The following is an 11,840-nucleotide window of genomic DNA, read 5'->3' as shown; positions in this document are numbered from 1 at the left end:
GAGGGCATCAACAACACCATCAAGGTCATCAAGCGTCGGGCTTACGGGTACCGCGACGAGGAATATTTCTTCCTCAAGATCCGCGCCGCCTTCCCCGGTATCCCGCGATGAACCAAAAAAGCCGGTGACTGTCATGCAGCACCGGCTTTTTTCTTTTCCATGAGCGCGCTTAGCCGCCCAGTCGGCTCAGCACCGCCTGGCGTCCGAGCAGCGCCAGCACCGCGTCGATCGACGGCGTCTGCGTCTGTCCCACGGTCAGCAGGCGCACCGGCATTGCCAGTTGGGGCATCTTGAGGCCATGGCGGGCCAGTACGCTCTTGAACGCGGCGCCGATTGCTTCCCTGCTCCACTCGACCTCGCGCAGCGCGGCGGCCAGATCGACCAGCGCGGGCTTGACCTGCTCGGTCAGATGCTGGGCCAGCGCGTCGGGCGCCGGCTGCGGCACACGGTAAAACATCGCCGCATTCTCGGCGATTTCCTTGACGGTATTGGCGCGATCCTTGAGCAGACCGACCACGCCGGCCAGCGCCGGCCCGCCGTCGGTCGACAATCCCTGCTGGGCGAGAAACGGCTGAGCCAGGCCCGCGAGCCGGTCATTGTCGGCCTGCTTGATGTAGTGGTTGTTCAACCAGGCCAGCTTTTCCGGATTATGCTGCGCCGGCGACTTGCCCAGGTGCGCGAGGTCGAACCATGCGACAAACTGCTCGCGCGAAAAAATCTCCGCATCGCCGTGTGCCCAACCCAATCGGGCGAGATAGTTCAATACCGCTTCGGGCAAATAGCCTTCGTCACGGTATTGCATCACGCTCATGGCGCCATTGCGCTTGGACATTTTTTCGCCCTGGTCATTGAGCACCGTGGGCAAATGCGCGTAGACCGGGGGCTCCTTGCCCAGCGCCCGGAAAATATTGATCTGGCGCGGCGTGTTGTTGACGTGATCGTCACCGCGAATCACGTGCGTAATGGCCATGTCCATGTCGTCGACCACTACGCAGAAATTGTAGGTCGGCGTGCCGTCGGGCCGGGCGATCACCAGGTCGTCCAGTTCCTCGTTGGAGATCTCGATGCGCCCCTTCACAGCGTCGTCCCAGACGACCGAACCGCTCAGCGGATTCTTGAACCGCAGCACCGGCGCGACACCCGGCGGCGGACTCGGCAGCGTCTTGCCCGGCTCGGGCCGCCACCGACCGTCGTAGCGCGGCTTCTCTCCTTTGGCCCGCTGTTGCTCGCGCAGGGCGTCGAGCTCTTCGGGCGTCGTGTAGCACTGGTACACCTGCCCGGCTGCCAGCAACTGCTGCAGCACCTCACGATAGCGGTCCATGCGCTGCATTTGATAGAACGGCCCTTCATCGAAATCCAGTTCGAGCCACGCCATGCCGTCCAGGATCGCCTGCACCGCGGCCGGCGTCGAGCGCTCCAGGTCGGTGTCTTCGATACGCAGAATGAAGTCGCCGTGATTGTGGCGCGCGAACGCCCATGGATACAGTGCGGAACGAATATTGCCCAAATGGATAAAGCCGGTCGGGCTGGGGGCGAAACGTGTACGGATTTTGCTCATGATAGGCCTGAAGAATTGCGGCGGGCCAAACAAAAAGCCCGCGATTGGCGCGCAGGCTGATTGTCGAGGGCTGCCCTGAAGCGGCTTGAAAGCTGAAGCCGCCATTATACAGCCGGGCTTGTGTCGCGGATCGGGCATATACTTGGATCTCCCGTCATCAGCGGACCGCGCGCGTCCTATGTCCCACTCACCGAGCCACGTCGCTCCTGCTGCCGTACTGGAAGTCCGGCACTACGAACCGCTTCAGAGCAGTGATCTGCACGAGCACCACCAGGTGGTCATCGGCCTGGCCGGTCGCATGGAAATCGCGCTGCCGGGCGGCGCCGGCGAAATCACCGCGCGGCGCGGCTGCGTGATTCCGGCCAGCGTGCGCCACGACTACCGCGGCGAGCGGCGAAACCGCCAGTTGGTGCTGGATTTACCAGTGTCGCGACATACCGACGGACCGTTATTCGACGATGCGAGATTCTTTACGCTGGACCGGGATTTGGTGCATCTGGTGCATTTCATCGCGGAAAACACACAACGACATCCGCAACGCCAGGCGCTGCGCCTGCGTGGCTGCCATTTGCTGCTCGATGCGCTGAACGAACGCCTGGGCCCGCAACGCACCGACGCCCAGCGCCTGGACATCGCGAGGATCGACCACTTCATGCGCAGCCGCCTCGATGAACCGATGACCACTGCGCAGCTGGCCGGGCTCACGGGCCTGAGTCCGCGCCGCTTTCACGATTGCTTCGTGGCGGCTGCCGGCACCACGCCATACCGCTATCTGCTGCGGCTGCGGCTGGAGCACGCCGCGGCGCTGCTGCGGCAAAACACCCTGCCGCTGAGCGACATTGCGCTGGCGGTCGGCTTCAACGATCAGAGCGCATTCACGCACGCCTTTCGCGCAGCTTTCGGCATGCCGCCCGCGCAGTGGCGCAAACAGGCCGTGGCCTAGCGCGAGCGGGTTGTCCGGTCCCCAGCGTCCTTTCGCGCCAGGCAACTCGACTGCGTCACGCCACCACGTCAGCCAGGGCGTCGGTCAGCGCGGCGCACTCCTCTTCAGTGCCGACCGAGATGCGCAGGAATTGCGCGATGCGCGGCTTGGCAAAGTGGCGCACCACGATGTGTCTTGCCCGCAGGGCGGCGGCAAGCGCCGCAGCGTCGTGCGCCGGATGACGCGCGAAGACGAAGTTGGCGCTCGACGGCAATACTTCGAAACCCAGCGCGCTCAACCGTTGCGTGAGCTCATCCCGGCTCGCCATGACGGCCTGGCAGGTACGCTCGAAATGATCGCGGTCTTCGAAAGCGGCAATCGCGCCCGCCTGAGCCAGCCGGTCCAGCGGGTAGGAGTTGAAGCTGTTCTTGACGCGCTCCAAGCCGGCAATCAAATCTGCGTGACCCATTGCAAAACCGACGCGCAATCCGGCCAGGGAGCGCGATTTGGAGAGCGTCTGAACCACCAGCAGATTCGGATACCGGTCGATCAGCGTCACGGCCGAAGCGCCGCCAAAGTCGACATATGCCTCATCGATAACGACAACGGAGTCCGGATTGCCGCGCAGGATCGCTTCGATGTCCTGCAATGGCATCAGGCACCCCGTCGGCGCATTGGGATTGGGGAAGATGATGCCGCCGTTCGGGCGCACGTAATCGGCCGCCCGGATCGTGAATCGGTCAGTCAGCGGCACGCTCTCATAGGCGATCTCGTACAGGCCGCAATAGACCGGGTAAAAGCTATACGTGATATCGGGAAAAAGAATCGGTCGCTCATGCTTGAGCAGCGCCTGAAACACCAGCGCCAGCACTTCATCTGACCCATTACCCACGAACACCTGCGTCGCGCTCAGCGCGTGATAGCCGGCAATGGTTGCCTTCAGGCGTGCGGCGTCCGGGTCGGGATAGCGCCGCAGGCCGTCGCCGTCGGCCCCCAGCGCGTCGCGCACGGCCTGCAGCACGCGTGGCGACGGACCATAGGGATTCTCATTGGTATTGAGCTTGATCAGTCGCTCAAGCTGCGGTTGCTCACCGGGCACATAGGGTGTCAGGCGCGCAACGACGGGGTTCCAGTAGCGGCTCATGGCAGTGGCGAAGAAGGTCAGATATCCAGTCCGCGCGCCAGATCGGCGCGGATGTCGGCCGCGTTTTCCAGTCCCACGGCAAGGCGGATCAGCCCCTCGGTAATGCCCGCCGCTGCTCGCGCTTCCGGCGTAATGCGGCCGTGCGTGGTGCTCGCGGGGTGGGTAATGGTGGTACGGGTGTCGCCCAGATTGCCCGTGATCGAGCAGATCCGCGTGTGATCGATCACGCGCCAGGCATTGGCGCGTTGCTGTTCAGGCGTGTCGCCTTTGACCTCGAATGCGACGATCGCCCCGCCGCTGCTTTGCTGGCGCATTGCCAGCGCGTGTTGCGGGTGCGACGGCAGGCCAGGGTAGTAGACACGGGCGATGCCGGGATGCGCTTCGAGCCATTGGGCGATCACCAGCGCATTGGCCGATTGCTGCTGCATGCGCAGTTTGAGCGTCTCCATGCCCTTGAGCAGCACCCAGGCGTTGAAGGCCGACAGGGTCGGACCGGCGCTGCGCACAAACGGAAATATTTTTCCCATGATGTACTCGCGCGTGCCGACCACCGCGCCGCCCAGCACGCGTCCCTGGCCATCGAGGTATTTGGTCGCGGAGTGCACGACCACATCGGCTCCGAGCTTGATCGGCAGTTGCAGGGCCGGCGAGCAAAAACAGTTATCGACCACGAACAGCGCACCGGCTTGCCTGGCGATACTGCCGATGGCAGCGATATCAGCGACTTCAGTCAGCGGGTTGGACGGCGTTTCCAGAAAAAACATTTTTGTGTCGGGCTCGACTGCCGCGCGCCACGCGTCAAGGTCGCTTGGGTCGACGAACGTCGTTCGGATACCGAAGCGACTGAAAATCGCGCTGAACATTTGCAGTGTCGAGCCAAAGATGCTTTGCGAACTGACCAGATGGTCGCCCGCGCTGAGCGTGCTCATGACCACCGACATGATCGCACTCATGCCTGAGGCCGTTGCCATGCAGGCCTCGGCGCCCTCCAGGGCCGCGAGCCGGTCCTGGAACATCGATACGGTCGGATTGGTGAAGCGGGAGTAGACGAAACCTTCCTCAGATTTGGCAAAGCGCTCGGCGGCCTCGGCCGCGCTCTTGAAGCAAAAGCTGGAGGTCAGGAAAAGCGCTTCGGAATGCTCGTTGAAGTTGGTGCGCTCGGTGCCGGCGCGCACCGCCAGCGTATCGAAATCGAAGGCGTCCATGGATGTATCCCTTATCAATAAAAAAGCCCGTTTCGCTGGTCAGCAAAACGGGCTTGAAATTCCATCTATCTAGGCCTCGCTTTAGCTGTTTTGGGGCCAGGTGCCCCGCGTCCGCAAGCTGAAATCAAATCGACGCCTTTTAAGTGTACCACCCTGTGCCGCAACCTGCCATCATAGACTCAGGTGGGAGGCGCCCTCGTCGTCCGTGCCGCCGTCAGTGCCGTCGCGGTCGCGCTGCGCGCGCGGCGACAGGCGCGCCTGCTCGAGCCGGTCGAGATAGGCAGGGGTGACGTCGCCGGTAATGTAGTTGCCGTCGAAGCAGGATGCGTCGAAATTGGCCAGCGCCGGATTGATGTCCATCACGGCACGCTTCATGTCCTCGACGTCCTGGTACACCAGGGCATCGGCGCCGATGATGCGGGCCACCTCCTCGTCCGAGCGGCCGTGAGCGACCAGTTCGCTGCTGGTCGGCATATCGATACCGTAGACATTTGGAAATTTCACCGGCGGCGCGGCGGAGGCGAAGATCACTTTGCGGGCCCCCGCGTCACGCGCCATCTGGACGATTTCCTGGCTGGTCGTGCCGCGCACGATCGAATCGTCGACAATCAGCACGCATTTGTCCTTGAATTCGACACGCATCGCATTGAGCTTCTGGCGCACCGATTTCTTGCGTACCGCCTGGCCCGGCATGATGAAGGTGCGTCCTACGTAGCGATTCTTGAAGAAACCCTCGCGATAGTTGACATTGAGCTGCTTGGCGACCTGCATGGCGGCCGGGCGGCTCGAGTCGGGAATCGGCATCACCACGTCGATTTCATCGATCGGCAAGGTTCGCTTGATCTTTTCGGCCAGGTAATCCCCCATGCGCAGTCGGGCGTCGTAGACCGGAACGCCATCCAGGCACGAGTCCGGCCGGGCCAGATAAACGAGCTCGAAAATGCAGGGGTTCAGACTCGGCGCGTCGGCACATTGCTGCGTGTGCAAATTGCCGTCGAGGTCGATGATGACGGCTTCCCCCGGCGCGACATCCCGCACGAAGGTAAACCCCATGCCCTCGAGCGCGACCGATTCGGAGGCAACCATCCATTCAGTGCCGTTCGGGCCTTCATGGCGGCCAAAGCACAGCGGGCGGATACCGAACGGATCACGACATGCCAGCAGACCGAAGCCGGCAATCAACGCGACAATCGCATAGGAACCGCGCACGCGGCGATGCATGCCCGAGACGGCGCGGAACAGCCCCTCACGCGACAGTGAAATATCGGTGCTGGCGGTTTGCAGCTCATGCGCCAGCACGTTGAGCAGCACTTCCGAGTCGGAACTGGTGTTGATGTGACGCCGGTCGACGCGGAACATCTCATCCTTGAGCTGTTCCCAGTTGGTCAGGTTGCCGTTGTGCGCCATGATGATGCCGTATGGCGCGCTGACATAAAACGGCTGCGCCTCTTCAGCGCTGCTGGCCGATCCGGCCGTCGGATAACGCACCTGGCCGATGCCGATGTTGCCTGGCAGGCTGCGCATGTTGCGCGTGCGAAATACGTCGCGCACCATGCCGTTGCCCTTGTGCATATGAAACGAGTTGCCGTTCGCGGTCGCGATACCGGCGGCGTCCTGCCCACGATGCTGCAACAACAGCAGACTATCGTAAATGAACTGATTGACAGGCGATTTGGAAACTACCCCTACGATGCCGCACATGGCATGAGTCCTTCAAAAAAACATCGAAATCTTGACGTGACGCCAGCCGATACGCGCTCACGTCGGCACGTACTGCGCCAAGGCGTCCGGCAGGAACGGCCTGAGCGCCTGCAACCCCTGTTCGACATAGGGCCGCAGCAGCGATTGTTGCCAGAACGGTTGCTGCGGCGCGTCGGTCAAGCGGGCGGCGCAAACCAGAATCATCAGGATCACCACGCCGCGCACAATGCCGAACAACATGCCCAGGCCACGATCGGCGGGCCGCAGGCCGGAAATCTCCGCCAGCTTACCCAGCAGGGTGTTGACGATACCGGCCAGAAACACCACCGCCACGAACACCAGCACAAACGCCAGCAAACCTTGTGTGACCTCGCGCCCGGGCAGGTCGCCGGGCAGCCAGTGGGCGATCGTGGGGGCCAGGGCCCGCGCCACGAAAAACGCCACCACCCAGCCGATCAGGGCGAATACTTCCCGCAGGAATCCACGCCACATCCCCAGCAGCATCGACCCGGCCACGATCACCAGCGCGAGATAATCGACACTGGTCAGAATGGCACCATGAGTCGCGCCGACCAACTCAGGAGACCTCGGCTATCTGAGCCTGCAGGCCAATGCGGCGCACCTGGCGCGCGGCATCCTCGGCGCCGGCTTTGTCCTTGAACGGCCCCGCCCGCAACAGGAACAGCGTGCGGCCATTGATTTTGCGTTGTTCGACGTAGCTCGGCACTTTGGCGGCTTTCAGTTTGCTCAGCCAGTTCATGGCGCGCTGATGATCGGCAAACGCGCCAATGCGAATGACGAAATGGCCGGCCTTGTCTGTGGTGGCCGTAGTGGCCGGCGCTGGCTTGCTCGTCTGCGGTTCGGCTTGCGCCGGTGCCGGTTTGTCCGTCACGACCGGCGCCACGGCACGCGGCGCCGCGCTGGGCGCGGTCTTGTTCGTTTTGTCGGCCGGCGCATCGGCTGGCGGATTGGCTGGCGTACCGGATTTGGCGGCGTCCGGCACGACGCTCTCGCCCTTGTCCAGACTTTGCTGGGTCGCGGGGACCGTCACGGGCGGCATGGCCTGGTTCTGGTTCGGGATTTCGATTGCGATATCGCCAGTCGCCGGCTTCGGCTTGGAATCGAGCACCATCGGCAGCACGATGACGGCTGCCAGCACGAGTGCCAGTGCGCCCACCAGGCGGCGGCGCGCACGTTGCTTTTCGGGCAACAAGGGGTCGACCTGCGGGTGCGCGCTATATTCGCCCACTGCCGCAGTGCGCGGCGTACGGGCGCGACTGCCGCGCTTGGGAGTCACAGATTCGACTTCTTTTTTGCGGAAGGAGAACAATCCCATGGCGAGGCTCAGGTCGTAGCGGAAAAACCGGCATTAGCCGTCATGCGCCCAATTCCAGTGTGTCGGTCATTCAATGGCGCTCCAACTTGCGTTGGGCAATTACGCCTGCAACGGTATAGAACGATCCGAAAACCACGATTCTATCATTGTCGCGAGCCACTTTTCGTGCCTCGAGATAAGCCTGCCCGGGCGATGCGAAGCGCTGCACTGAATGATCGGCATCCGCACGGAAACCGGCCGCCAGGAGCTTTTGCTCCAATACCTCGGGCGTGGCCGCGCGCGTCGTCGGCAGCGCGCTCAGGTACCAGTGATCGACCTTGTCCACCAGATGCTTGAGGATGCCGTCGATATCCTTGTCCTGCATGGCCCCGAATACCACGTGCGTGTAAGGGAAGTAACCCATGCTGTCGAGATTCTGCCCCAGCACGGCTGCAGCATGCGGGTTGTGGGCAACATCCAGCACGACGGCCGGCTGGCCCGGCAGCACCTGGAAGCGCCCCGGCAATTCGGCCGCCGCCAGGCCGCGCCGCATGTCCTGCGCGCTGACTGGCAGACGGTCCCGCATCGCCTCCAACGCGGCCAGCGCCGCGGCCGCGTTCAGCAGTTGATTGGCGCCGCGCAGGGCCGGATAGGCGAGCGCCGCCCGGCGCAGACTGCGTCCGCCATAACTCCATTGCTGCTTGTCACCCTGGTAATTGAAATCGCGGCCAAACAGCCAGAGGTCGGCGTCGATCTCCTGCGCATGGTCGATCAACGATTGCGGCGGCACGGGATCGCTGCAAATCGCCGGCCGGCCAGTGCGGAAGATGCCGGCCTTCTCGAAGCCGATTTTTTCCCGGGTGTCCCCCAGATAGCTGGCGTGATCGATGTCGATGCTGGTGACGATGGCGCAGTCCGTGTCGATGATATTGACCGCGTCGAGTCGCCCGCCCAGGCCGACCTCCAGGATCACGGCGTCCAGGCCGCTGGCGGCGAACAGATGCATGATCGCCAGCGTGGTGAATTCGAAATAGGTCAGCGATACCGGCTCGGGGAAACTGCATCTGGCCGACTCGACTGCTTCGAAATGCGGCAGCAACTGTTCGTCGCTGGCAATCTCGCCATTGATGCGCGCCCGCTCGTTGAATGCCAGCAAGTGCGGCGACGTATGGCAGCCGACCTTATAACCGGCGGCCAGCAGCATCGCTTCGAGCAGCGCACAGGTCGAGCCCTTGCCGTTGGTGCCGCCCACGGTAAACACCGGGCAGGCGAAGCTCAGCCCCAAGGCCTGCTTGACCTTGCCGATACGGGCGAGTCCCATGTCGATACCCACCGGATGGGCAGTTTCCAGATATTCAAGCCAAGGGGAAAGCGTTGGAAAAGTCGGCATGGGACAGGCAAAAAAACAAAGCGCGGACGCCGCCGCGCTGGAGACTGAATTTTACGCTGGATTCGAACTGCGCTCAGGCCACGGCATCGGCGGGTTGGCGCTCCATCAGGGCGATCAGCCGGGCGATTTCCTCACGCAACTTGCGACGGTCGACAATCATGTCGATCGCGCCCTTTTGCAGCAAAAATTCGGCGCGCTGAAATCCTTCCGGCAACGTTTCCCGCACGGTCTGCTCGATCACGCGCGGGCCGGCAAATCCAACCAACGCCCGGGGTTCGGCAATCACGACGTCGCCCAAAAAGGCGAAACTGGCCGACACGCCGCCCATGGTCGGATCAGTCAGCACGGAAATGAAGGGCAACTTTGCTTCCGACAACTTGGTCAGCATGGCGGTGGTTTTGGCCATCTGCATCAGGGAAAGCAGGCTCTCCTGCATGCGTGCGCCGCCGGAGGCAGTGATGCAAATGAACGGCACGCCCTGCTCGATGGCATTTTGTGCGCCACGCGTGAAGCGCTCGCCGACCACCGAACCCATCGAGCCGCCCATGAAACCAAATTCGAAGCAGGCGACGACCACCGGTAGCGTATGGATCGCTCCGCCCATGACCACCATGGCATCGGTCTCACCGGTGTCTTCCATGGCTTCCTTGATGCGCTCCGGATACTTGCGGCTATCCTTGAATTTCAGCGCATCGACCGGAACGATTTCCTGGCCGATCTCATAGCGCCCTTCCGGATCGAGCAGGCTGTCCAGGCGCTCGCGCGCATTGATGCGCATATGGTGGTCGCATTTGGGGCAAACGTGCAGGTTTGCCTCGACGTCATTGCGATACAGCACGGCCTCGCACGACGGGCACTTGACCCACAGCCCCTCGGGAATGCTCTTGTTGCGTTGAGCCGGATCGGTTTGCTTGATCTTCGGCGGCAACAGTTTATCGAGCCAACTCATCGTCTCTCCTTGGCCGTTATTTACGGGTTGCAGCCGTTTCATCCAGTGCAACACGAATCCCGGCAATGAATTCAGCCAGCGATTTTACCGCTTTCGCGGCACTTTGGTCGTCCTGATCGCGCGTGGCGTCTTCGAGCAGTTGAATGATCCTGCTGCCGATCACCACGGCGTCGGCCACTTGTCCAATCGCGGCGGCCGTCTGGGCATCGCGGATGCCGAAGCCGACGCCGACCGGCACGTTGACGTGCCGCTTGATCTGCGGAATCTTGCCGGCCACGCTGTCGAGATCCAGATGCGCGGCGCCTGTCACCCCTTTGAGCGACACGTAGTAGACGTAGCCGCTGGCCAGTTTGGCGACTGCCGCGATCCGCTCGTCGGTCGAGGTCGGCGCCAGCAGGAAAATCGGGTCGAGTTCATGCGCCCGCATCTGCGCGGCAAACGCGCCACTCTCCTCGGGCGGGTAATCGACGACCAGCACGCCGTCGACCCCGGCTGCCTGGGCGCGCTGCGCGAACGCCTCGAGCCCCATGCGCTCGATCGGATTGGCGTACCCCATCAGCACGACTGGCGTGTGTGAATTCTTGCGTCGAAACGCCGCCACATTGTCGAGTACCTGTGCCAGGCTGACGCCCTTGGCCAGGGCGCGCTCCGAGGCGCGCTGAATCACCGGCCCGTCGGCCATCGGATCGGAAAATGGCACACCGAGTTCGATCACGTCGGCGCCGTTGTCGGCCAGTGCGTGCATCAGGTCGACGGTCCACGCCGGTTCGGGGTCGCCGGCCGTCATAAAGGGGATCAGTCCTTTTTTACCCTGCGCTTGCAGTGCCTGAAAGGTCGCTTGTATGCGGGACATGGTTTTCCAGTTGTTGAATGCGTTGATGGGCGAGTGCGCAGTATTGCGGGTTGATTTCGTAGCCGATGAAGCGGCGCCCGTGGCGCGCGCACGCGACCGCGGTCGTGCCGCTGCCCATGAAAGGGTCGAGCGCCAGTCCGTCCGGCGGGCAGGTGGCCAGCACCATGCGCTCGATAATGTCGAGCGGCTTTTGGGTCGGATGATCCACGCGCTCCAGATCCTGCCGGTGCAAGCGCGAGACCGACCACAAATCTTTCGGGTTGTAGCCGAGCTCGAGCCATTTGCTGCCCTCGAATATGCGTCGGCTGCGCGCTTTCTTGGTGATCGGATCGTAGGGGATGCGCACCGCATCGAGATTGAAATAATAGTCTTTCGAGACCGCGAAAAAACCAATGTTGTCATGCACCGAGCTGAAGCGGCGCGTGGTGCCCCCCATGCTCGGGACGCGCCGATCCCAGATGATTTCGTTGATCATCAGCATGCGCCGCTTGAGAAATACGAACAGCTCGGGCGCGTACTGCCAGGTGCAGAAAATGTAGAGGGAACCGGACGCCCTGAGCTTGGGGATCGCCAGGTCGAGCCAGCCATACGTCCAGGCGAGAAAATCGTCGCCGGAGCGCATGTCCGAATCGTTGCCGTAATCCTTGCCAAGACCGTAGGGAGGGTCGGCCAGAATCAGGTCGACCGAGCCATCGGCGACCTCCGCGGCGCTGGCAAGAAAATCGGCGTTGCGAATCGACACCGACGCACCGATGAGCGGCGGAGCAGCCGGCTCGCTGGCAAGACTATCGGAGCGCGTCATG

General features: G+C 62.7%; 12 protein-coding genes. 2 read left to right on the top strand and 10 right to left on the bottom strand.

Annotated elements, in window-relative coordinates; translation table 11 throughout:
• Positions 1 to 111, top strand: a 111-nt coding sequence (locus tag EPN80_RS08610; protein ID WP_197347236.1) for a transposase, incomplete at its 5' end; no start/stop codon positions are given.
• A gap of 58 nt (positions 112 to 169) precedes the next feature.
• Here EPN80_RS08610 and gltX read toward each other — a convergent pair.
• Positions 170 to 1,561: a glutamate--tRNA ligase gene (gltX, locus tag EPN80_RS08605; RefSeq protein WP_293025808.1), complete on the bottom strand. Its 1,392-nt coding sequence runs from the start codon at positions 1,559 to 1,561 to the stop codon at positions 170 to 172.
• 175 nt (positions 1,562 to 1,736) lie between these two features.
• On the opposite strand from gltX, the gene EPN80_RS08600 reads away from it, so the two are divergent.
• Positions 1,737 to 2,501 carry an AraC family transcriptional regulator gene (locus EPN80_RS08600; RefSeq protein WP_293025796.1) on the top strand — a complete coding sequence of 255 codons (765 nt, stop codon included), beginning with the start codon at positions 1,737 to 1,739 and terminating at the stop codon, positions 2,499 to 2,501.
• 55 nt (positions 2,502 to 2,556) lie between these two features.
• Here EPN80_RS08600 and hisC read toward each other — a convergent pair whose 3' ends face one another.
• The 9 genes from hisC to EPN80_RS08555 all read right to left on the bottom strand — a co-directional run bounded on the left by hisC (position 2,557) and on the right by EPN80_RS08555 (position 11,839).
• Complete coding sequence (hisC, locus tag EPN80_RS08595) at positions 2,557 to 3,624, bottom strand: histidinol-phosphate transaminase (RefSeq protein ID WP_293025794.1); 1,068 nt, start codon at positions 3,622 to 3,624, stop codon at positions 2,557 to 2,559.
• Positions 3,625 to 3,641: 17 nt separating this feature from the next.
• A complete protein-coding gene (locus EPN80_RS08590; RefSeq protein WP_293025792.1) occupies positions 3,642 to 4,829 on the bottom strand; it encodes an O-succinylhomoserine sulfhydrylase in 1,188 nt (395 codons plus the stop codon).
• 171 nt (positions 4,830 to 5,000) lie between these two features.
• Positions 5,001 to 6,530: an amidophosphoribosyltransferase gene (gene purF, locus EPN80_RS08585; protein WP_293025790.1), complete on the bottom strand. Its 1,530-nt coding sequence runs from the start codon at positions 6,528 to 6,530 to the stop codon at positions 5,001 to 5,003.
• A 57-nt stretch (positions 6,531 to 6,587) separates the two neighbouring features.
• A complete protein-coding gene (locus EPN80_RS08580; protein WP_293025788.1) occupies positions 6,588 to 7,106 on the bottom strand; it encodes a CvpA family protein in 519 nt (172 codons plus the stop codon).
• Position 7,107: 1 nt separating this feature from the next.
• The gene (locus tag EPN80_RS08575) at positions 7,108 to 7,827 is read right to left on the bottom strand and encodes an SPOR domain-containing protein (RefSeq protein ID WP_293025786.1); all 720 of its coding nucleotides are present in this window, start codon (positions 7,825 to 7,827) and stop codon (positions 7,108 to 7,110) included.
• Positions 7,828 to 7,936: 109 nt separating this feature from the next.
• Complete coding sequence (folC, locus tag EPN80_RS08570; RefSeq protein WP_293025784.1) at positions 7,937 to 9,235, bottom strand: bifunctional tetrahydrofolate synthase/dihydrofolate synthase; 1,299 nt, start codon at positions 9,233 to 9,235, stop codon at positions 7,937 to 7,939.
• Positions 9,236 to 9,308: 73 nt separating this feature from the next.
• Positions 9,309 to 10,184 carry an acetyl-CoA carboxylase, carboxyltransferase subunit beta gene (gene accD / locus EPN80_RS08565; protein WP_293025782.1) on the bottom strand — a complete coding sequence of 292 codons (876 nt, stop codon included), beginning with the start codon at positions 10,182 to 10,184 and terminating at the stop codon, positions 9,309 to 9,311.
• A gap of 16 nt (positions 10,185 to 10,200) precedes the next feature.
• A complete protein-coding gene (gene trpA, locus EPN80_RS08560) occupies positions 10,201 to 11,037 on the bottom strand; it encodes a tryptophan synthase subunit alpha (protein ID WP_293025780.1) in 837 nt (278 codons plus the stop codon).
• The gene (locus tag EPN80_RS08555) at positions 10,991 to 11,839 is read right to left on the bottom strand and encodes a site-specific DNA-methyltransferase (RefSeq protein WP_293025778.1); all 849 of its coding nucleotides are present in this window, start codon (positions 11,837 to 11,839) and stop codon (positions 10,991 to 10,993) included. The genes trpA and EPN80_RS08555 overlap by 47 nt, the downstream gene beginning before the upstream one ends.
• Position 11,840: the final 1 nt, after the last annotated feature.

This window comes from Pandoraea sp., assembly GCF_004297875.1.
Classification (GTDB): Bacteria; Pseudomonadota; Gammaproteobacteria; order Burkholderiales; family Burkholderiaceae; genus Pandoraea.
Note: the sequence above shows the minus strand (reverse complement) of the source record. Positions and strands in the feature narration are given on the sequence as shown.

Coding starts and splice junctions, on each gene's coding strand:
- EPN80_RS08555 (WP_293025778.1), bottom strand. CDS start 11,839: ATGACGCGCTCCGATAGTCTTGCCAGCGAGCCGGCTGCTCCGCCGCTC.
- purF (WP_293025790.1), bottom strand. CDS start 6,530: ATGTGCGGCATCGTAGGGGTAGTTTCCAAATCGCCTGTCAATCAGTTC.
- EPN80_RS08600 (WP_293025796.1), top strand. CDS start 1,737: ATGTCCCACTCACCGAGCCACGTCGCTCCTGCTGCCGTACTGGAAGTC.
- EPN80_RS08590 (WP_293025792.1), bottom strand. CDS start 4,829: ATGGACGCCTTCGATTTCGATACGCTGGCGGTGCGCGCCGGCACCGAG.
- hisC (WP_293025794.1), bottom strand. CDS start 3,624: ATGAGCCGCTACTGGAACCCCGTCGTTGCGCGCCTGACACCCTATGTG.
- accD (WP_293025782.1), bottom strand. CDS start 10,184: ATGAGTTGGCTCGATAAACTGTTGCCGCCGAAGATCAAGCAAACCGAT.
- folC (WP_293025784.1), bottom strand. CDS start 9,235: ATGCCGACTTTTCCAACGCTTTCCCCTTGGCTTGAATATCTGGAAACT.
- trpA (WP_293025780.1), bottom strand. CDS start 11,037: ATGTCCCGCATACAAGCGACCTTTCAGGCACTGCAAGCGCAGGGTAAA.